Origin of the sequence: Aneurinibacillus aneurinilyticus ATCC 12856, assembly GCF_000466385.1 — a bacterium.
Lineage (GTDB): Bacteria > Bacillota > Bacilli > Aneurinibacillales > Aneurinibacillaceae > Aneurinibacillus > Aneurinibacillus aneurinilyticus.
In genome coordinates this window covers 1-19,318 of the sequence record NZ_KE952826.1, presented here as the reverse complement: position 1 = coordinate 19,318, position 19,318 = coordinate 1, and the positions used below count along the sequence as shown (strand labels likewise).

22 protein-coding genes and 1 riboswitch are annotated in these 19,318 nt (G+C 45.8%); of the genes, 13 read left to right on the top strand and 9 right to left on the bottom strand.

Features of this window, described 5'->3' with window-relative positions; translation table 11 throughout:
• The first annotated feature begins 205 nt into the window (after window positions 1-205).
• The gene (locus tag HMPREF0083_RS15560; RefSeq protein WP_040303022.1) at window positions 206-649 is read left to right on the top strand and encodes a DUF441 domain-containing protein; all 444 of its coding nucleotides are present in this window, start codon (window positions 206-208) and stop codon (window positions 647-649) included.
• A 32-nt stretch (window positions 650-681) separates the two neighbouring features.
• Complete coding sequence (gene mnmL / locus HMPREF0083_RS15555) at window positions 682-1,638, top strand: tRNA modification radical SAM protein MnmL/YtqA (protein ID WP_021622509.1); 957 nt, start codon at window positions 682-684, stop codon at window positions 1,636-1,638.
• Between the two features lie 154 nt (window positions 1,639-1,792).
• Here mnmL and HMPREF0083_RS15550 read toward each other — a convergent pair whose 3' ends face one another.
• The gene (locus HMPREF0083_RS15550) at window positions 1,793-2,305 is read right to left on the bottom strand and encodes a PCYCGC motif-containing (lipo)protein (protein ID WP_040303029.1); all 513 of its coding nucleotides are present in this window, start codon (window positions 2,303-2,305) and stop codon (window positions 1,793-1,795) included.
• Window positions 2,306-2,376: 71 nt separating this feature from the next.
• On the bottom strand, window positions 2,377-2,736 hold the full coding sequence (locus HMPREF0083_RS15545; protein ID WP_021622507.1) for a hypothetical protein: 360 nt from the start codon (window positions 2,734-2,736) through the stop codon (window positions 2,377-2,379).
• Between the two features lie 93 nt (window positions 2,737-2,829).
• Here HMPREF0083_RS15545 and HMPREF0083_RS15540 point away from each other — a divergent pair, with 93 nt between their 5' ends.
• The 4 genes from HMPREF0083_RS15540 (at window position 2,830) to HMPREF0083_RS15525 (ending at window position 6,330) form a co-directional block, all read left to right on the top strand.
• Window positions 2,830-3,690: a metallophosphoesterase gene (locus tag HMPREF0083_RS15540; protein WP_021622506.1), complete on the top strand. Its 861-nt coding sequence runs from the start codon at window positions 2,830-2,832 to the stop codon at window positions 3,688-3,690.
• A 112-nt stretch (window positions 3,691-3,802) separates the two neighbouring features.
• Window positions 3,803-3,991 (top strand): twin-arginine translocase TatA/TatE family subunit, encoded by a 189-nt coding sequence (locus HMPREF0083_RS15535; protein WP_021622505.1) that lies wholly within the window; start codon window positions 3,803-3,805, stop codon window positions 3,989-3,991.
• A 309-nt stretch (window positions 3,992-4,300) separates the two neighbouring features.
• Complete coding sequence (locus HMPREF0083_RS15530) at window positions 4,301-4,852, top strand: hypothetical protein (RefSeq protein WP_040303020.1); 552 nt, start codon at window positions 4,301-4,303, stop codon at window positions 4,850-4,852.
• A gap of 239 nt (window positions 4,853-5,091) precedes the next feature.
• Entirely contained in the window at window positions 5,092-6,330 is a 1,239-nt protein-coding gene (locus HMPREF0083_RS15525; protein ID WP_021622502.1) for an MFS transporter, read from the top strand.
• Between the two features lie 64 nt (window positions 6,331-6,394).
• Here HMPREF0083_RS15525 and HMPREF0083_RS15520 read toward each other — a convergent pair whose 3' ends face one another.
• Both HMPREF0083_RS15520 and HMPREF0083_RS15515 read right to left on the bottom strand, forming a co-directional pair.
• Window positions 6,395-6,649: a DUF2621 family protein gene (locus tag HMPREF0083_RS15520; protein WP_021622501.1), complete on the bottom strand. Its 255-nt coding sequence runs from the start codon at window positions 6,647-6,649 to the stop codon at window positions 6,395-6,397.
• A gap of 92 nt (window positions 6,650-6,741) precedes the next feature.
• Complete coding sequence (locus HMPREF0083_RS15515; RefSeq protein WP_021622500.1) at window positions 6,742-7,503, bottom strand: DUF3109 family protein; 762 nt, start codon at window positions 7,501-7,503, stop codon at window positions 6,742-6,744.
• Window positions 7,504-7,670: 167 nt separating this feature from the next.
• Here HMPREF0083_RS15515 and cimA point away from each other — a divergent pair, with 167 nt between their 5' ends.
• The 3 genes from cimA to HMPREF0083_RS15505 all read left to right on the top strand — a co-directional run bounded on the left by cimA (window position 7,671) and on the right by HMPREF0083_RS15505 (window position 9,981).
• On the top strand, window positions 7,671-9,296 hold the full coding sequence (gene cimA, locus HMPREF0083_RS15510) for a citramalate synthase (RefSeq protein ID WP_040303027.1): 1,626 nt from the start codon (window positions 7,671-7,673) through the stop codon (window positions 9,294-9,296).
• Window positions 9,297-9,432: 136 nt separating this feature from the next.
• Entirely contained in the window at window positions 9,433-9,597 is a 165-nt protein-coding gene (locus tag HMPREF0083_RS28160; RefSeq protein WP_155847238.1) for a hypothetical protein, read from the top strand.
• Between the two features lie 111 nt (window positions 9,598-9,708).
• Window positions 9,709-9,981 carry a hypothetical protein gene (locus HMPREF0083_RS15505; protein ID WP_040303018.1) on the top strand — a complete coding sequence of 91 codons (273 nt, stop codon included), beginning with the start codon at window positions 9,709-9,711 and terminating at the stop codon, window positions 9,979-9,981.
• Window positions 9,982-10,046: 65 nt separating this feature from the next.
• Here HMPREF0083_RS15505 and HMPREF0083_RS15500 read toward each other — a convergent pair whose 3' ends face one another.
• The 4 genes from HMPREF0083_RS15500 to HMPREF0083_RS15485 are packed head-to-tail and all read right to left on the bottom strand — an operon-like array spanning window position 10,047 to window position 12,816.
• Window positions 10,047-10,811: a thiazole synthase gene (locus HMPREF0083_RS15500; RefSeq protein WP_021622496.1), complete on the bottom strand. Its 765-nt coding sequence runs from the start codon at window positions 10,809-10,811 to the stop codon at window positions 10,047-10,049.
• Window positions 10,812-10,817: 6 nt separating this feature from the next.
• Entirely contained in the window at window positions 10,818-11,021 is a 204-nt protein-coding gene (gene thiS / locus HMPREF0083_RS15495) for a sulfur carrier protein ThiS (protein ID WP_021622495.1), read from the bottom strand.
• A 20-nt stretch (window positions 11,022-11,041) separates the two neighbouring features.
• Complete coding sequence (gene thiO / locus HMPREF0083_RS15490; RefSeq protein WP_021622494.1) at window positions 11,042-12,163, bottom strand: glycine oxidase ThiO; 1,122 nt, start codon at window positions 12,161-12,163, stop codon at window positions 11,042-11,044.
• A complete protein-coding gene (locus HMPREF0083_RS15485; protein WP_081696094.1) occupies window positions 12,160-12,816 on the bottom strand; it encodes a thiamine phosphate synthase in 657 nt (218 codons plus the stop codon). The genes thiO and HMPREF0083_RS15485 overlap by 4 nt, the downstream gene beginning before the upstream one ends.
• Window positions 12,817-12,911: 95 nt before the next feature.
• Window positions 12,912-13,026: riboswitch (TPP riboswitch) on the bottom strand.
• Between the two features lie 326 nt (window positions 13,027-13,352).
• On the opposite strand from HMPREF0083_RS15485, the gene HMPREF0083_RS15480 reads away from it, so the two are divergent.
• Both HMPREF0083_RS15480 and HMPREF0083_RS15475 read left to right on the top strand, forming a co-directional pair.
• Entirely contained in the window at window positions 13,353-13,916 is a 564-nt protein-coding gene (locus HMPREF0083_RS15480; RefSeq protein WP_021622492.1) for a GNAT family N-acetyltransferase, read from the top strand.
• 119 nt (window positions 13,917-14,035) lie between these two features.
• On the top strand, window positions 14,036-15,397 hold the full coding sequence (locus tag HMPREF0083_RS15475; protein ID WP_021622491.1) for a DEAD/DEAH box helicase: 1,362 nt from the start codon (window positions 14,036-14,038) through the stop codon (window positions 15,395-15,397).
• Window positions 15,398-15,480: 83 nt separating this feature from the next.
• Here the strand turns inward: HMPREF0083_RS15475 and HMPREF0083_RS15470 are convergent, their stop codons facing one another.
• A complete protein-coding gene (locus HMPREF0083_RS15470) occupies window positions 15,481-16,044 on the bottom strand; it encodes a PadR family transcriptional regulator (RefSeq protein ID WP_040303016.1) in 564 nt (187 codons plus the stop codon).
• Between the two features lie 375 nt (window positions 16,045-16,419).
• Here HMPREF0083_RS15470 and HMPREF0083_RS15465 point away from each other — a divergent pair, with 375 nt between their 5' ends.
• The gene (locus HMPREF0083_RS15465) at window positions 16,420-17,589 is read left to right on the top strand and encodes an SAM-dependent methyltransferase (protein WP_021622489.1); all 1,170 of its coding nucleotides are present in this window, start codon (window positions 16,420-16,422) and stop codon (window positions 17,587-17,589) included.
• 232 nt (window positions 17,590-17,821) lie between these two features.
• Window positions 17,822-19,024, top strand: a complete 1,203-nt coding sequence (locus HMPREF0083_RS15460; protein WP_021622488.1) for an MFS transporter — start codon at window positions 17,822-17,824, stop codon at window positions 19,022-19,024.
• Window positions 19,025-19,318 lie beyond the last annotated feature (294 nt).

The following is a 19,318-nucleotide window of genomic DNA, read 5'->3' as shown; positions in this document are numbered from 1 at the left end:
CTCTGGATCATACTGGATAATCAACACCCTTGATGTTAGCATAAATTTTTGCTACTTATTTATATGCAAAAGGAGTATACTTAGAAAGTAATTATAGAGCGGTTATGTTATAGCTGAAGAAGAAAAAGGTATGCGTATAAAAAGGACATGTCCGGCTTCGAGAAGAAGGACGCTGTCCTTTTTCGTTTGGAAAGGAGAGAAAAGGATGGATATATTTGCAATTTTGGCTGTGATCGCTGTGCTTGGCATTATTTCTAAAAATGCAGCAATCTGGATAGCAGCCGGCGGATTGATGCTTCTTAAGCTTTTGCCCTTTGAGCAGCCGTTGAATTGGGTCAATCAATATGGGCTAAAGATTGGTATTGCTGTTTTGACCATGGGGGTGCTGGCACCGATAGCACTCGGCAAAATTACGACTGTAAACCTGTTGGATACACTTAAAAGCGGAATAGGTATTATGGCAATTGTTGTCGGGCTTGGTGTTGCATACCTTGGTGGCCGGGGAACCAGTTTGCTGACAGCACAGCCGCATATCGTGACGGGTCTGTTAATTGGCACCATTCTCGGTGTAGCATTCTTCCGTGGTGTACCGGTCGGTCCGCTGATTGCTGCTGGCGTGCTGGCCCTGTTTGCGGATACGCTAAAGTAAGCTATACTGAACGCATGGAGGATTGACTACAAATGAATGAAATACAACAAGCAAACGCTCCATTGTTGTGGGGCGATAAACGATACCATACGTGGAATTATCATCTGCGTCAGCAGTTCGGCGAGAAAGTGTTTAAAGTTATGCTCGATGCAGGCTTTACTTGTCCGAACCGTGATGGGACGATTACGACCGGAGGCTGCACATTTTGCAGTGCCCGCGGTTCAGGTGATTTTGCCGGTTGGCGACGTGATGATTTGGTAACTCAATTTAATGAGGTGAAGGAGCGGCAGCATAAAAAGTGGCCGGATGCAAAATATATCGGATATTTTCAGGCATACAGCAATACGTATGCGCCGGTGGATGTCCTGCGCGATTATTACGAGATCATTCTGCAACAAGAAAATGTAGTAGGCTTATCTATTGCGACTCGTCCCGATTGTTTGCCTGATGATGTAGTGGAACTGCTGGCGGAATTAAATAAGAAGACGTATCTGTGGGTAGAACTTGGATTGCAGACGATTCATGAATCAACATCCCAACTTATTAATCGTGCACATGATACAGCTTGCTACTATGAGGGTGTAGAAAAACTTCGCAAGCATGGTATACGTGTCTGCTCGCATATCATTTTTGGTTTGCCGGGCGAGACGGAAGAGATGATGATGGAGACGGCTCAGGCGGTGGCGCATATGGATGTGCAGGGGATTAAAATTCATCTGCTTCATCTGCTTCGTAAAACACCGATGGTAAAGCAGTATGAAGCAGGTTTGTTGAAGTTTCTGGAACAAGACCAATATGTACGGCTTATTGCTGATGCATTGGAAATCCTGCCCCCTGAGATGGTGGTCCACCGTCTGACTGGTGATGGTCCTCCTGACCTGCTGATCGGGCCGATGTGGAGCCGGAAGAAGTGGGAAGTGCTCAATGCGATTGATGCTGAATTGAAGCAGAGGGATACGTGGCAGGGGAAGGAATATAAACAGACATAAAAACAATCGAAGTCCGGTTGCGGTTCATATAGCTGCAAGCGGGCTTTTTTCATTTCGCACAAGACAGAAGTAATGGGACATTCATGCAGCAGAATTAAAGAGGCAGGTAAAGGGACAGGATCAGATTGTCCGCCCCTGTCCCTTAGCTGGGCAGTTAGGCTTGAGGCATTGGAGTAGGTGTGGGCTTTGCAAACCCCTCTTTGTATTTATTATCAATATACTGGCGGATTTCGAGTAAGCTTTTACCGTCCTGTTTCATGACAATGGATTCTGCAGCGATATTCAAGCAATTGGCGCAAGTGGTTCCATGCGAGTTCCAGACGATTTTACCGTCCGGTTTCACCTCTTGAATGAAGCAGTCTCGATTGCTTTTATGTCCCACGCTTTCGCCACAGCCACAGTAGCAAGCCATATGCTCTACGATTTCATGATTTTGTCCTACGGCCTGATATACCTTGGCGACCTGTGGATCGAAGCCGTTAAGGAAGGAGGGAAGCTTGTTGGGACCAGCGGTTGTCTCCAAAATATCTCCGCCCGGAAGCTGTTTCTGATGTGCGGCGTGCCCTTCTTGCTGTGTCGGTTCTTCCTTGGAAGAGCATCCGATGAGTCCGGTACCGAGCACCAGCATGAGAGAGGCGGTCAAAAGGAGTATCTTCTTTGCACGCATGTTCATTATGTAAGGGACCTCCATTTTCCAGAATGAAGTAAGAAGAATTATTCATATACATTATAACGGAATTAATCCGTAAATCTTGTGACAAATTGTCGCCATTCTTCTTCTGTATCTGTATTCACTATCTCATCATATACTTCCTGTAGCCAGTCATCTGCATCACAAGGTTCTGGAAGGGAGGTACCGGTCATCATCTCTGCTGCACGGTTATCATTGCGCCATTTTTCCTGATAAGTAGAAAGCAGCGGCATGATGGCTTCGCGTAATAGTGCAGTTTCCTGCAGCGGATTGCGCTCTAGCCTCGCTTCATACGCTTCCAAATATTCCTCCTGTGTTTTGGGTGCTTCTTCCTCAGACATTGGTATGCCAAGAAATACAGCATGTCTTGCTTTATCCAGCAAATGTCGAATTTGTGCGGCATTCATTAAGAACGACCTCCCGATTTTTTTCTCTTGCGTATCGTTTTCTCCTATAGTAGCGTATTTTCCATAAAAGTGCGACCGTGAAGGGAGGCTAACATGAACAAAGAGAAGGGAATGAATCGTCGAAGTTTCATTAAGCGGCTTGTAGCGGCGGTAGGGGGGCTGATGCTGTTCGCAGGACTTGATGCATTCTTTATTGAACGTCGTTTGTTGCGTCGGTGTGATATTGCGGTTCCGCTTTTGGATATGCCCAGTGCGTTTGACGGGTTTCGCATCGCGCATTTTTCAGATGTACATATTGGGCATGGGCTTACGGCAAATGACCTGAGGTTGTTAACAGAAAGGATAAATGAAGCGAAACCGGACATGATTGTATTTACCGGCGATTTAGTGGATGATGGGATGGAAGAGCTAGCTGAGACAACGGAAATGTTAGCCCTTTTACAGGCGCCATACGGAAAATATGCGGTGCTCGGCAATCATGACGTGCGCGGCAAAGCAGATCCTGATCAAATCATTGAGGCATACCGGAATGCGGGATTCATCCCTCTTGTGAATCAGCGCGTTACGGTTCGTCATAAAAATGCCGAAGCAAGCTTCACACTGGCTGGGCTTGATGATAACTGGAGACGTCCTGACTGGGAAAAGACATTTGGCGAACGGCAGGAAGACGGACTTGTCATCGCATTGATTCATGAACCGGATTTGGCTGATCAGGCCAAGGAGTATGGGGTATCGCTGCAACTTTCGGGACATAGTCATGGTGGACAGGTACGTCTTCCGTTAGTAGGCGGGCTTTTGTATCCGCCGTGCGGGCGTAAATATCCGGACGGATTACAAAAAGTAGAAGATAGCGGTATGCTTGTTCACACATCGCGCGGTATCGGTACAACAATTTTGCCAATTCGGTTCTTATGTCCGCCGGAATGGTATATACTTACGTTGCGAGAGAAATAATAAATATAAGTAGGTTCAAGAAATTGTGACAATTGGACTAACTTGTCTCCTGTTTTTTTTCCAGAATTCGTTTATAATAAACGTATGAACGCCTATAAAGGAGAGACTCTTTATGTTATCAAACATCGGATTTCCCGGTCTCATTTTGATTCTTGTGATTGCGCTTATTGTATTCGGACCGAAGAAACTGCCTGAAATCGGTCGTGCTTTCGGACAAACTTTGAAAGAGTTCAAGAATTCCACACGTGAGTTGACAGCCGATGATGATGATAAGAAGCCAACGCTAAAAGAGATTAAGTAATAATATCATTACATGTGAAAGAGGATGTTTGAGCATCCTCTTTTTGTTTGGGTAGAAAACTATATACATCTGATGTGATAAATCGACACATGTTTGTGGTGGGAGGTAAGAAAAGAAGGAAGGGCAGTGGGCGGGAGTGGCCGGAAAAAGACACGCTGGCCTTTCTTCTTCCGACCACTTGAACTTTTGTTACTATGTACACGCTATTAGGCTCGAAAAATGTCGAAACATTATCCGAGTTTTATATTTACATTATATTCATGATAAGTTAAAATTTAGTTGCAAGAGATATATATAGGGGAGGATATCATGAGAAAAGTAGCAAAAGTCGGACTTTCATGTTTATTAGCACTAACTGTCGCAGCGCCGGTTGTAGCAATCCCTGGAGCGATTGAAGCGGCTCCTAAGAAAGCAACTGCGAAGAAGTCGTATACGACTGCTGAGCGTGCTTATATCAAGTATCAAAGCGATACTTTGTATAAGCTGCGTACGCAGACAGAAGACTTAATAAAATTATTGGAAAAGTATGATGAATATGAAAATAAGGACGCGGAAAAGTTTGTCGTGCTCTTTATAAATAAAGTAGAGGCATGGGATAAGACGCTTAAGCAAACAGAAAAGTACCGTCCGCAGGATGTGCCCGGAACGTTGAAAAAAGCACATAGCTTTTTTACCGAAGCAAGAAAACATAATCTTGCCGCTTACCAACTGTTGAGCAACACTATATTAGGTGAAGAAGATTTGTCGGATGCTCAAGTGGACAAAGAGATGGACAAGTTTTTTAAGGAATACGCATTATTCAAAGGAAAAGCCGGCAGCTTCAATGAAGAAATCAACCGCTTAAATAAAATCTATAAATAGCATACATAAGACATGTGGCCACTCTTCGGGGTGGCTTTTCATATTTATATTTTTTATTTAGCCTCTTTTCTTTTTATAGTAAAGAGTGTATAATACGATGTTGTAAACATAAAGAACGGTGATATAGAAAGAAGTCATTTGGCTATTGTTGTTGATTCTGGTTGTCCCTTTCGCGCTTTGACGTGTTGGGGCTTTTTGTTTTGTGTTTATGAAAGTGAATGAAAGGAAGTTGAGTGCCCATGGAAATATGGAAACGAAACTTATATATATTGTGGTTTGCGCAGTTTATGGTATTGGCGGCGATGAATCTGGTTATACCGTTCTTGCCGTTGTTTCTTCAACATGATTTGGGAGTGAGCGACCCTGTCGCCGCACAGCATTGGACGGGATGGATTTTTGCGGCGAACTTCCTGACCGCATTTCTTGTGGCTCCGCTTTGGGGTAAGCTGTCGGATAAAACTGGTCGGAAGGCCATGTTATTGCGATCAGGCATCGGCATGTCGCTCGTGACGTTATGTATGGGATTTGTTACATCTCCGGTACAGCTTCTCGCCTTGCGTTTGCTGAACGGATTGATCTCCGGATTCGTGCCGGCAGCGGTTGCGCTTGTATCAACCAATACACCTAAGGAGAAGGCAGGCTATGCGCTCGGACTTCTGCAATCCGGAGCGGTAGCGGGTACTATTTTAGGTCCTTTGCTTGGTGGTTTGCTGGCAGAATGGGTATCATTCCGCGATATTTTTCGTGTGACCGGCTTGTTGCTGTTCGGTGCTGCCATGCTTGTATTGCTGTTCGTGCGGGAAGTGAATAAGCCACAGCCGAAATTAAAGGCAGAACTTCTCCCGAATGAAGAAACTGGCTTGCGTCGAATTATTCATACCTCTCCGTTGCCGGGGTTGTTCTTGACCGGATTCCTCATCCAATTCGCGATGATGAGCACCAACCCGTTCATGTCTTCGTATGTGCAGGAGTTATGGCCTGGCGGAGCATTCATGTCGTTGATGGTCGGTATTGTTATCTCAGCATCTGGTATCTCGACGATGCTTTTCTCGCCACTGCTCGGTAAATGGGGAGATAAAATTGGTCCGCAATATGTACTGTTGATTTGCCTTATCGGAACAGTTGTGTTTTTCATCCCACAAGGGCTTGTGAATTCTATTTGGCCATTAATTGTATTGCGTTTTATGCTTGGCATGTGCATTGGCGGGTTAATACCGTCCGTAAACAATCTCATTCGCAAGCATGCACCGGAAGGTATGGAGAGCCAAACGTTTGCGTATAGTACGAGCGCGATGAATTTGGGTAATCTGCTTGGACCAATCGTGGGTGGTGCGCTGAGCGGTGTTATCGGGCTGCACGGCCTGTTCTTTATGGCTGCTACGCTATTCCTCATGAATACGATGTGGGTGAAGTATACGCTACACCGTGCACAGTCGCCACGTACGCTGCTTTCAAGGCTACTGCAAACCAAACTGTAAATCGGGATAAAAAAGAGCGGATGGAACATTAAGTTCCTTTATCCGCTCTTTTTTATCTTTATCTTTATTTTAATAAATCAGCATAAGGGGCAAGATCAACCTGATTTGCCTCCAGTGCGGTAACCGCCCGATCTTTATCAGGGGCCGCTATGATATATCCGCGTACTACGTGGTCGGTGTTTACTTCTTCAGCCCCGGCTTCTTGAGCTACTTGTTCTACCTTGTTTTTGATGGATTTCTTCGCCATTGGGCGAACGAATACCGGCAGCGGTTTCATAAGCTCGTCAAGAAGTTGAGTTGAGTCATCTTGCCATTTCATCTCGTTTGAACATCCCTTTCTTTATATGTACGTAACTACTATTATTATACCTTTCACAGGAGAAAATTAGAAGAAAAACCATTTATGTATGGCTACTTTTGGGAAGTGCCTGACAGAGTAAGAAAAGATTCGATTTCCTGCACCACATCCTCACCCCAATAAAAGACGAGCAAATCTCTAGCCCACATCCAGGCCGGAACATAGCCATCTGCCGCAAAGTATTCGTTCGGTGCATTGTGTGGTCGTCGCTCTGGATTAATGCATGAATAATGGTTTCGATAATAATCTCCCCATCGGCTGAACCTTTCTGTTAATGGAGTAAGTGCTGTAACTAGCACCCCTAAATCAGATTCAATGATTTCGAGAGGAAACAGGGAGCAACTAAACGGTTTAAGCTTGGCCGGATGTATTCCCTTATCAAGCGCATAACGATGAATAGCGCACATACGCTTACCGTTGTCCTCGATTAAATATAGGCAATTTCCCTTGAATTTTCGGATGGACGGGTAATAGTTTGTGTTGGATGTTTGTTCAAACAGGCCTTTTTTCTCTGTTTCTTCAGCTCTTCCGTCATGTGTGTACGAATGCAAAATGGTAAAGGCGTGTTTTTCGAACGCGGTCAGGTTATCCCCGTGCATGGAATATGGTTGCCCCTGTTCGCAGCAATTATGGCCGTGGAGCAGGTGGCAGTTAAAGCAATCGAGATTAACTGGAGCACATAACGCTTCGGTATCAATCAGATATTGTCCATGGCGGATGATAACCTTATCAAGACGCGGGACTACATATTCGTACACGGCGAGCGCCTCGTTAAATTCCAATGATTCTGGCGTTCCATAATAGCGGCTGCGCATATCATCACCTGCTTTCCGTTTAGTGATCTTTCTTCATGATAGCGAAAAAAGTAATGTATAGCTACCCTGTATATGATATGATATACTTTACAGAAAAAAATAATGAATTCAGAAAATGGAGCAGGAAATACAGGGAGAGATTGAACGATGGGGAGGATGACAAAACATTGAAAGCACAAGTCTTCATTTATGACACAACCTTGCGGGATGGAACGCAGGGAGAGGGTGTCAGCCTCTCGGTGGATGACAAGCTTAAGATCGCCAAAAAGCTTGATCAGCTTGGCGTCCATTACATTGAAGGAGGCTGGCCCGGCAGTAACCCGAAAGACATGGAATTTTTTTTGCGGGCCAAAGAGCTTAATTTAAAACATGCGAAAATTACCGCGTTTGGTAGTACTCGTCGCTTTGGCGTAACGGCAGAAGCAGACGCGAATCTGAATATGATTATCGAAAGTGAAGTTGAAGCTGTCGCAATATTCGGCAAAAGTTGGGACTTTCACGTAACAGAAGCTCTTGGCACTACGCTAGAAGAAAATTTGAATATGATTTATGAGTCAGTCCGTTTTCTAAAGGAAAAGGGGCTTGAAGTCATTTATGATGCAGAGCACTTTTTTGACGGTTATAAGCACAACACGGAATATGCGTTGGAGACTGTTCGTCGAGCTTCGGAGGCCGGTGCGGATTGGATTGCATTGTGCGATACGAACGGCGGATCGTTACCATACGAAATCAGCGAGATTGTAGCGCGGGTACGTGAAGCAGTACCTACACCGATTGGTATTCACTGTCATAATGACAGCGAACTGGCTGTGGCTAATTCATTGGCGGCAGTGATGGCGGGAGCCACTCAGGTGCAGGGAACGATGAATGGGTTTGGCGAACGCTGTGGCAACGCTAACCTCATCTCTGTCATTCCAAATTTGCAGTTGAAGATGGGGTATGCCTGTGTACCGGATGAGCAACTCAAGCAATTGACCAATACGTCTCGTTATGTTTATGAAATCGCCAATATTTCACCACCTAACGTTCAAGCATTTGTCGGACAAAGCGCGTTTGCGCATAAGGGAGGCATGCACGTAAGCGCGATTTTGAAATCCGCGGATACGTACGAGCATATCAAGCCTGAAGCAGTCGGGAATACACGACGTGTGCTGGTCTCGGAGCTGTCCGGGCAGAGCAATCTGCTGTTTAAAGCGCAGGAGCTTAATCTTGAGCTGGATAAAAACAAGCCGGAAGGCCGTGCAATTATCCAGCAAGTAAAAGAACTGGAGCACCAGGGCTACCAGTATGAAGGTGCAGAAGCTTCATTTGAACTTCTTGTACGCAAGGGGCTTGGCGATTATGAAGAAGTATTCACCGTCGAATCATTCAAAGTATTAATGGAGAAAGTCGGTGAGCGGGAAGTTATGACGGAAGCTACGGTTAAAATAAACGTGAACGGACAGATTATCCATACAGTAGCGGAAGGAAACGGACCGGTCAACGCCCTTGACAACGCGCTTCGTAAAGCGATAGAAACATTCTTCCCTAATATTAAAGAAATGTATTTGACCGATTATAAAGTACGCGTATTAAGTGAACAAGACGCAACAGCATCGAAAGTGCGGGTATTGGTGGAGTCGACCCGTGACGGCCGTGACAGCTGGAGTACGGTAGGCGTGTCGGCGAATGTTATCGAAGCGAGTTGGGAGGCGCTGCTCGACAGTATGCGTTATGCGCTGCTGGGCCGCCATGACGAGGTGGAGGACCTTCAGCCGGAAGAGACGGAGCGCCAGGGTATTCTGAACCATTGAACCATTGAACCATTGAACCATTGTACCATTGTACGGCGAAAAGGCGGAGGGAAACCTCCGTTCTTTTTTTATAAATCATCGTCGCTTTAGAAACGTACATCCTGTAAAACGAGAAGGGGAGGCAAGCGTTTCTGAAGTGGACATGCTCGTGTTCCTGCAATTGCCTGCGCCTGTGCTTCATTTGCCTTGCTTTGATGAAGCTGGAGTGCTGGTGGGTGAGATAAAAAGCTTTCTGCTCTGGATGCTGCCAGGAGCGATTATGAATGTGCTGCCGAAAGAGTGGATACTATACGACGTATAGGGGAAGGTACTGGCAAGCTATCGACAGCGTTTTGGACTGAATCCACCATTTGTGGCCTATGATGCCGGTGAAAGAAACATTGGAGAGTTGCGTGCTAGGCTATGGGGTGGAATGTTGCGTACAAAAGGGAGCATAACGGATGGAGAAGGAAACAGGCTCGCATCGATAGATGTGCCGAATTCGCTCTATGATTATCACATAACTGACACGGAAGGTTGCCAATGGTTTCGCTTTCGCAAAGGGTGGGTGCCGCTAGTGATGGGAGAGAAGTTCAAAGAGTCAGAAAGTCTAACTGTTTCTTTTCATCCGGATTTTCCTGAAGAAAGCCGATATGTATCACTCGGGATAATAGCATACTTTCTCACAACCTTAAGAAAAGAATGAAGCCCGAAAAAAAGAATATGTATGTTCTCTTCTCTTCTTCGGGCTTGTTTGCCATTATACATATATTACTTGCTTATCCCTTCCACAGGGCTGCTAGCCTGGGCATACCGCTTCTTGGGAATTCGGCCTGCTTCATATGCCAGGCGGCCTGCCTTGATGCCTAGCATCATCGCTTCCGCCATTTTGACCGGGTCCTTGGCTCCGGATACAGCCGTATTAAGAAGTACGCCATCGGCTCCTAATTCCATCGCAATCGCCACATCGGACGCTGTTCCGATACCAGCATCAATAATGATAGGAACGGTAGCTTCTTCAATAATAATGCCGAGATTTAGCGGATTGAGAATCCCTTGCCCGCTGCCGATTGGTGAGGCACCTGGCATAACGGCATGTGCCCCGGCCTCTTGTAGATGACGGGCTAGTACCGGATCGTCATTCGTATACGGAAGTACAGTAAATCCGTCTTCAACTAGAATTTTCGTGGCTTCCAGCGTTGCGATAGGATCCGGCAGCAGTGTCTTCATATCCGCGATTACTTCTACTTTAATCATATCGCACAGACCGGACGCACGGGCGAGACGGGCGATGCGTACAGCCTCTTCTGCCGTGCTCGCGCCTGCGGTATTGGGCAGCAGCTTGTACTTCTGCAAATCAAGCTGTTCGAGAAAATTTGGTTGTGCCGGATCGTAGATATTCATCCGGCGGACGGCGAATGTCAGAATTTCCGTTTCCGAGACTTCTACCGCCCGACGCTGAACATGAAAATCCGGAAATTTGCCTGTGCCAAGCAGCAGACGGGATGAAAATTCATAAGTTCCGATTCGAAGCATTATTTATCAACCTCCACCAACAAAATGTACAAGCTCAAGTGTATCGCCGTCTTTCAGTTTCGTGACGGCGTGACGGTCTTTTTGCAGAATATCGCGGTTAATTTCCACGACAACGATGCGATCAGCTAGCTGCAAGTATTCCAGTAATTGTTGGACATTTCCGATCGTGTCGGGTACCATTTGCTTTTCGCCATTAATCGTTACAGTCACGAATGTACACACTCCTTTATCTACAAAACTGGCTGCGCATGACGCTTGTCAGCAAATGGCGCCAAAGAGACATTTATTTTCTCCCCGGTTACCATGCGGGCGATAATTTCCCCGGTCAGCGGACTGAGTAGAATGCCATTGCGGTAATGGCCGGTCGCAGCAAGCAGATTATCAAAGGAAGCGACCGGTCCGAAATATGGGAGACCGTCTTTTGTTTGCGGCCGCAGACTGGCCCATGTTTTTTCGAGCGGACAGTTTTTTAACGCAGGCAGCAGCCGCAAAGCCTTTGCCATAAGTTGCTGCAGTCCGTCGATGGTAAGTCTGTTATCGAATCCGCAGTCGGTGGAAGAAGCCCCGACCAGCAACCGATTTCCGTCTTTGGGTACAATATAGCAGCCGTGCGAGTAAATTGTTTTTTGTATCGGCTGAAGTGTGGAGAAGACGGAAAATGCTTCACCTTTAATTGGAAAGACATCGAGTGGAAGGTTGAGCATATGCGCCAGGCGGCCGCTCCAGGCTCCGGCAGCGAGCACATAGTAATCCGCTGTCATTCGCCCCTGTGTTGTTAGAACGCCTGTGATCCGGTTATCTGTATGTTCGATCTCCAATGCTTCGCAGCGCTCCTGAATTGTTGCACCGTATCGGACGGAGGCTACAGCAAATGCCTTTGTTATGTCTGGTGCTGAGACTTGAGCGTCATCCTGTAGATAGAGCGCACCGGCGATTTCATTACTAATCATTGGTTCTACACATCTGACTTTTGCCTTATCCAGCCATTCTGCGTTAAGCCCCATTGCCTGCTGCCATGTCCCGCGCTTTTGAAGTGCCTCGGCCTCTGCTTCCGTCCAGGCGACACGCAGCATTCCTGCTTTATTAAGGCCGATATCAATGCCGGAAGCATCGTATAATTCTTTTGCGAGTTCCGTGAACATGGCACGGCTGCGCAAAGATAAATCGACCAGTGGACCAGGTTCGCTAAATTCCACCTGGGCACCAAGCATACCGCCTGCTGCCCCTGATGAATGAGCCCCTACCGTATCTTTTTCGAGTACGGTAACCGATTTTCCACGTTTGGCAAGCTGATATGCGATGGCCACACCGATAATGCCACCGCCGATAATGACAACATCTTTTTTGTTCATTGAATCCTCTCCCTTTTTGCTGCGGGCCACGCGCATCTGGGTGATACGCGAATGCCCTGCATCACTTGCTGGAATCGCTGTACAGAAAGTACCGGGTCAGTGGCATGCATAACGGTTGACAGCACCGCGATTCCTGCACAGCCCGTTGCAAGCACTTCCGCTGCATTATCCGGCGTAATACCACCAAGCGCTATAACAGGCAGATTGACGCTTTCCACTGTTTCTTGCAGCGCTGCAAGTCCACGGCCTGCGAGTCCTGGCTTGGATGAGGAGGCGAAGACGTGACCATACAGCACATAGTCGGCACCGGCCGCTTCCGCTGCTTCTGCTTCCGCCACAGTATGGACGGATACTCCGATTTGCTTGTTCGGTACCAGTCGACGGATGATATCGGGGGGAAGACTGTGATAGGCGACTTGAATAGCTGCGGCGTGGCAGGCAAGTGCTACATCGACCCTGTCATTTACTGCAAGTTTGGCTTCCGGCAGCCCGGCAGCTGTTATACCTTGAGCCCATTCCCATAGCTCATGCGCAGAACGATGTTTCTCCCTGATATGAAACATATCAATGTATGGATGAATCCGCGCTATAATATCACGCACAGTAGCAAGAGGCTGTTTACCGCTGCTTATGATATGAAGAGCGTGCCGCATATACTTTTCCTCCCAAGCGTTTGTCCTGAATGCAGTCAAAAAAGGCCGGGACCCTATATGGGACCCGGCCTGTCTTCGATGATCGAACAAAGTGACTTGCATGCCGACTACTTTCCTACGCTGGTACAAACCAGATCAGGTCCCAAGAGTTTAGAAACTTCATTGCGTTTCATTCTCAGCCCGGCTCATCGGGATCCCCTAGTAGTACTTCCTATGAAAATTTTCTTTAGTATAGCAAATTTTATTATGAAGGAAAAGAAGTTTTGTAAAAAATACTTTTAAACAGACCGAATAATAGCAATTGTTATATAATTCATACGTAAGTAATAAAGGAAAGGGTGAATAAGTTGAAGGCCATACTATTGCACAGGCGGAAGACTGGTTTGTGCAAGGGGGGGTTCTTAGGCGAGAAGTGGCACCGAAAAGAAAAACAGAACCTCCCTCCATGTAATAACTTTTCCTTGTTTGAGGCACTATATATCTAACTTAAAGAGATAGTATCAGACGGTTTTATTACCTGAAGCGGGGGATACACGGTGAAAATCAAAAAATTAAAGCATGATACCTTCCGTAAGATCTGGCTATACCGCTTAAAAGACCGAAAAGTGCTCGTATTGCGTCAGGCGTTGGAGGAGGATGCATCGAAAATCATTCAACGTCTGCACCGTGTGCTTGACGAGGGCCTTTATTTGGAGGAAGAAAAAGAGACGGTGAATAGCACTGAGGAAGAAGCCATGCTCATTCGCCAGATGAGAGAGGATGGCAGCATGTACACCGTTGCTGAAATTGGTGATTCGATTGCCGGCGTAGCGCAGATTAAGCGGGGACAGATGGAGATGAATCGTCATACAGGAACATTTCGTATTTGGCTTGGACCGGAATTTCAGGGCTACGGCATTGGTTCCAAATTGATGGACTATGCATTACAGTGGGCTGAACATCATGGCCTTGAGAAAGTGTGCCTCGATGTATTTGCTGATAATGAACGGGCGATTGACATGTACAAGAAATACGGCTTTGTAGTGGAAGGGAGACGCAAGGAGCAGTTTGTACTGAACGGTCAGCGTGTGGATGAAGTATTTATGAGTAAATTTATATAAGGAAGAGGCGCAGAATGGTGTTAGGCTATCTGCGCCTGTTTTCCTTTTTTGCTAGCAATTATAGAGAAACTTCGGGTAGAATAAGAAATAGTTTGTTTTGCAGAGAAAGGAAGGAAAATATGAATTCATTCACGGATTTTCAGCTGAAACCGGAGATTCTGCAAGGAATTGCAGATTTATATTATAAAGAACCCACTCCGATTCAAGCGCAGGCAATTCCGCTGGCGCTCGAAGGAAAAGACGTTATCGGCCAAGCGCAAACAGGAACAGGAAAAACGGCAGCGTTTGTTCTTCCTATGCTTCAGATATTGGAGATGGACAGAAAGGACGTACAAGCCCTTATCATGACGCCAACGCGCGAACTAGCGGTACAGATTGCAGAGGATATTTCCGAACTAGGAAAACACCTGGGTGTGAACGTTCTATCCCTGCATGGTGGACAGGATATTACACGCCAGATTAGCAAGCTAGCTGGACAGGTGCAAATCGTAGTAGGTACACCGGGCAGGATCCTGGATCATTTGCGCCGGGAGACTCTTCATTTTGGGCGAATTAAAATGCTTGTTCTTGATGAAGCGGATAAAATGTTAGAAATGGGCTTCGTAGAAGAAGTCGAAGAAGTTTTCATTCAGACAGCGCAACAAAAGCAAGTGCTTCTGTTCTCCGCAACCATTCCGGACGGCGTCCGCAGGCTGGCCCATCGTTTCATGGAGCAGCCCCAAATCGTGCGCGTTGAAAAACGTCAGATGACCGCGGAAAATACGAAGGAATCGTATTATGTGGTAAACCAGAGCGATAAAACTGATGTGCTGCTCGAACTTGTCGCAGAGGCACGTCCATATTTGGCGGTTATTTTCGCCAATACGAAACAGCGGGTTAATGAATTAGTACGTCGCCTGCAGGAGAATGGCGTTGAGGCGGAAGCATTACACGGTGATCTGACTCAAAAGAAACGTGAGCAGATCATGGAACGTTTCCGGGAAGCAAAATTCCAGTATCTTGTAGCAACTGATATTGCCGCACGTGGGCTGGACGTAGAAGGAATTACACACGTATTCAATTATGATATGCCTTCGGATTTGGAAAGCTATATTCACCGTGTAGGCCGAACAGGCCGTGCCGGACAGGAAGGAGAGGCTATCTCGCTTATCTCTCCCCGTCAAAAACAATGGTTCAATCGCTTCTCCCGTGCCATTAGTGGCGGAGCCGAGGAGAAGTTCCTCGGCGGCAAGCGGCGTGAGGAGCGCAAGCTGCGCAGAAAGGCTGTAGAATCAGATATGGCTATTCAAGAAGAAGAGGGTAAGGACCCGGTTGCACCGAAAAAACCGGCACCTAAAAAGGAAGGCGGTCGGGCAAAAGCGAAGCCTGCAAAGGTTAAACCGGGTTATAAGAAGAAAATAAAATGGGAAAAGGAAAAGCAGCAACGCAAGGAACGCCGCAAAGCGCTACAAGACATATACAAAAAGAAAAAGAAAAAATAGCTTTATAAAACCGGGAGACGGTATTTAGAACCGTTCTCCCGGTTTTTGTATATAGGGAGCAAGCTCTCCTCTTCCCGGCATCGTCATTTTTTTTCGTTTACTTTCATTTTTGCATTATCTAACAGGCCTAGTACCCAATGACACCAGGCGATTTCCTCCTCTTCCAGCTTGAGCTTTCGTTGAAACAGCAGATAGCGTCCGAAATGCCTGCATGTGATTTGTTCAAGCTCGCTTCCATGTTCTTTCTGCATCCGTTCAATCTCCACTTTACGAAATGCGACTTTTTCCTCAAAAGAAAAGATGCGTTCATGAAATAGGCGTTTTGCTGTATTCGCATCCGTTAATCCAATAGCATACGCTCTAACAAGAAACTCATCGCGGATAACTGGTGGAGCAGAGGGCTTGGACACCCATTGCGTAAGCAGTGCCTTTCCTTTGTCTGTAATCGAATATATTTTCTTATCCGGTTTCCCGGTTTGTTGTACATGCACGAATGTTACGAGCCCATCTTGCTCCAATTTTGTGAGTAATGGATATACCTGACTGTGCTTTGCCTGCCAGAATACTTCCAACAGCTGTGTTAATTCATAGCCCGAGCAGGGCTTGCGCATTAACATACTGAGTAGGGCATAGCCTAAAGCATTCATATTCATCCTCCAAGTTATAGCAGTTAATATGTATAAAATTATATATATAAATATTGACATATTCAAGCTTTCGGCAGTATACTAAAAAACATCCTTCTATATATATAAAAAGTTACATATATAATTAGTTAAGGAAACTATATAAGAATCAAAAATGTTTGTTTTTATCCGTATCTTTCTATACTGGTATATGACTAATTTATCGTGCCTTAATGGACAGTAATACCCCTATCTCAAAGATATGGAGAAGGCGAGGAATTGTTTGGGGAGGGATAAACTGTCCTAAAGGTTTGATAAACTTAATAACATCCAGTGAGGGACTAAGAAAACCCTCATTGAGTGGAGATTTATTTTATGGAAGAGGAGTGATGGAAAATGCAAAAATATTTATTTCAACAATTTTTTAGCAAGATTACATCAGTTCCGTTTCGGGTGGTTTTCTGGGATGAGACTACAGAGCAATATGGAGAAGGGGCACCGCGTTTTACGCTGACGTTTAATGAGCAAGTCCCATTCAGTTCATTCGTGAAGCAGCCGTCCCTGGCCTTTGGTGAAGCGTATATGGATAAAGCGATCGAGCTGGAAGGCGAGATTGAAGAGCTAATACGCGCGGCTACTTCTAACCATAGTGTGATATGGACAGAGACGCTTGCCCGTCTTCCTAAGTTTAGTATGCGTAAACAGAAAGAGAATGTGCAGCATCATTACGATGTAGGAAACGAATTCTATTCGTTATGGCTCGATAAGACGATGAGTTATTCGTGCGCGTATTTTAAGACGCCAGAGGATACCCTAGAACAAGCACAATTGCAGAAGATTGACCACATCCTGAAAAAGCTACAGTTGAAAGAAGGAGAAACCTTGCTTGATATTGGCAGCGGGTGGGGCTGGCTGATTATCCGCGCTGCCCAGCAGTATGGGGTTAAAGCTCTTGGTATTACGCTAAGTGAAGAGCAGTTCAGAAAGACAAGGGAACGTATTGCTGAATTGGGTCTGGCGGGGCAAGTGGAAGTGGAGCTAATGGATTATCGTGATCTGCCAAAAACAAACCGTACTTTCGATAAAATTGCAAGCGTAGGAATGTTTGAGCACGTCGGTCGGGAACATTATCCTCAATTCATGAAAACCATACAAGCTCTTCTGAAAGATGGGGGACTTATGCTGTTGCATACGATTACTCACATGAAGGAAGAACCTGGAGATCCATGGATCTCAAAATATATTTTCCCGGGTGGCTATATTCCTTCATTACGCGAGATTATTCATCTATTGCCTGAATATGATTTCCATACGATCGACGTAGAAAGCCTGCGTATGCATTATGCGATGACGCTGGATCGATGGGCGGAAGGATTTGATCGGAATGAAGATAAGGTCCGGGAGATGTATGGGGAGAGGTTTGTCCGGATGTGGCGGTTGTACTTGCGGTCAGCAGCCGCTTTTTTTCGCATTGGCGGCCTAAATATTCACCAGATTCTCTTTTCGAAAGACGTCAACAATACGTTGCCATTAACTAGAAGCTACCAGTATATAAATAAGGAATAAGAAAAAGTACAGATTTATTTTGAAAAAATGGCGTGAAGGGGTAAGAGAATCATTACAATGTTTTCCATCTTCTCGGTATTCATGGGAATCGGGGAGCGCAGACCCGATTTTCCCTTTGATTGCCGAATAAGTCGGGGGCAGCTACTGACATGTAGAGCAAAAGATATAAACCAAGAGGCTCTAAATAGTAGATTGAACTCATCCCGAGGTTATATTAGGGAGGTATTAATGAATGAACGCTGATTCAGCACAATCACTTAGTGCCCAAAATCAACCGGCCAAACAGCCGCTTGTCATTTGGGTTATTTTTTTCGCCACAATCATTTCCTTTATGGGATTGGGACTTGTCGATCCTATTTTGCCTGCGATTGCAGAAAAGCTTCGGGCCACTCCAAGCCAGGTTTCCTTACTTTTTTCAAGCTATAACTTAATCACTGGAGTTGCGATGCTGATCACTGGCGTTGTCTCCAGCAGGGTTGGCATTAAATGGACTTTATTAACAGGCATTATTTTTATTATAGTGTTTTCAGCGCTGGCGGGTTCTTCAAACGGGATATGGCAAATTGTCGGCTTCCGTGGCGGATGGGGACTTGGCAACTCATTATTTATTGCTACAGCGTTGTCTGCGATAGTAGGTTTATCTGTAGGTGGAACTGCCAAAGCAATCATTTTATATGAGGCAGCCATTGGGCTTGGTATTTCCGTAGGTCCGCTGCTTGGCGGAGAGTTAGGGTCTATTTCTTGGCGCGGTCCGTTCTATGGGGTAAGCGTGCTAATGCTCATAGCTTTCTTTGCTCTTTTATTGAAAATGCCTCAAGTTGCAAGACCGAAAGTGAAAAGTTCTATCCTTGATCCGATCAAGGCGTTAAAATTCCCCGGATTATTAAGGCTTGGACTTACAGCATTCCTTTATAATATCGGATTTTTTACATTAATGGCATACGCTCCATTTGTCATGGGCTTGGATGAGCATGGATTGGGATATGTGTTCCTTGGATGGGGGCTTTGCCTTGCTATTACATCCGTTTTTGTTGCCCCGAAGCTGCAAGCTAGATTTGGAACGATTAAATCAATGTGCGCGATGTTAATTTTGTTTGCATTCACTCTTTTGGCAATGGGAATTTGGACAGATTCAAGAACCGTTATTATTGTTTCCGTTATTATTGCAGGCCTATTCCTAGGAACTAATAATACATTAATTACTACAGCTGTTATGCAGGTTGCACCGGTAGAACGCGCTACGGCCTCTGCAGCATACAGTTTCGTCCGCTTCATTGGAGGGGCAATCGGTCCTTGGCTGGCAAATAAGCTTGCTGAAGCGTATACTTCGCATGTTCCGTTTATAACGGGTGCCATGTTTGTATTTGTGGCTATGCTGGTCGTTGCTTTGGGACGGGGGCATATTGCACACGTAGATCGAGTTAGCAGTCATTAAAAGAAAAGCATGCGGTCGGATCTGAAAAGTTGACGGTTCTACATGTAAATAAAGATCTTCTGATGCCAGAACCTGCCCTAAGTTTTAATAGTTTGCTGAAAGCCTTTATCATATAAAATGAGCATACCCTTGATATCCATAGGGGGAAAGAAAGGGAACGTGTCTATACGTGCCCCCTCTTTCTTCCAGCTATGAATAATCAACAGGTGTAATATGTTGTATCAAGGGTGTTGATTATCCAGGATAATCCAGAGTAGATTGCCACCACACCGTGCCCCAAACGGGCGTCGGTTC

Coding starts and splice junctions, on each gene's coding strand:
- HMPREF0083_RS15535 (WP_021622505.1), top strand. CDS start 3,803: ATGTTATCAAACATCGGATTTCCCGGTCTCATTTTGATTCTTGTGATT.
- HMPREF0083_RS15525 (WP_021622502.1), top strand. CDS start 5,092: ATGGAAATATGGAAACGAAACTTATATATATTGTGGTTTGCGCAGTTT.
- mnmL (WP_021622509.1), top strand. CDS start 682: ATGAATGAAATACAACAAGCAAACGCTCCATTGTTGTGGGGCGATAAA.
- HMPREF0083_RS15540 (WP_021622506.1), top strand. CDS start 2,830: ATGAACAAAGAGAAGGGAATGAATCGTCGAAGTTTCATTAAGCGGCTT.
- HMPREF0083_RS15460 (WP_021622488.1), top strand. CDS start 17,822: ATGAACGCTGATTCAGCACAATCACTTAGTGCCCAAAATCAACCGGCC.
- HMPREF0083_RS15470 (WP_040303016.1), bottom strand. CDS start 16,044: ATGAATGCTTTAGGCTATGCCCTACTCAGTATGTTAATGCGCAAGCCC.
- thiO (WP_021622494.1), bottom strand. CDS start 12,163: ATGAACAAAAAAGATGTTGTCATTATCGGCGGTGGCATTATCGGTGTG.
- HMPREF0083_RS15560 (WP_040303022.1), top strand. CDS start 206: ATGGATATATTTGCAATTTTGGCTGTGATCGCTGTGCTTGGCATTATT.
- HMPREF0083_RS15520 (WP_021622501.1), bottom strand. CDS start 6,649: ATGAAATGGCAAGATGACTCAACTCAACTTCTTGACGAGCTTATGAAA.
- HMPREF0083_RS15515 (WP_021622500.1), bottom strand. CDS start 7,503: ATGCGCAGCCGCTATTATGGAACGCCAGAATCATTGGAATTTAACGAG.
- HMPREF0083_RS15485 (WP_081696094.1), bottom strand. CDS start 12,816: ATGCGGCACGCTCTTCATATCATAAGCAGCGGTAAACAGCCTCTTGCT.
- HMPREF0083_RS15465 (WP_021622489.1), top strand. CDS start 16,420: ATGCAAAAATATTTATTTCAACAATTTTTTAGCAAGATTACATCAGTT.
- HMPREF0083_RS15550 (WP_040303029.1), bottom strand. CDS start 2,305: ATGCGTGCAAAGAAGATACTCCTTTTGACCGCCTCTCTCATGCTGGTG.
- HMPREF0083_RS15505 (WP_040303018.1), top strand. CDS start 9,709: ATGTTGCGTACAAAAGGGAGCATAACGGATGGAGAAGGAAACAGGCTC.
- HMPREF0083_RS15500 (WP_021622496.1), bottom strand. CDS start 10,811: ATGCTTCGAATCGGAACTTATGAATTTTCATCCCGTCTGCTGCTTGGC.
- HMPREF0083_RS15530 (WP_040303020.1), top strand. CDS start 4,301: ATGAGAAAAGTAGCAAAAGTCGGACTTTCATGTTTATTAGCACTAACT.
- HMPREF0083_RS15475 (WP_021622491.1), top strand. CDS start 14,036: ATGAATTCATTCACGGATTTTCAGCTGAAACCGGAGATTCTGCAAGGA.
- HMPREF0083_RS15545 (WP_021622507.1), bottom strand. CDS start 2,736: ATGAATGCCGCACAAATTCGACATTTGCTGGATAAAGCAAGACATGCT.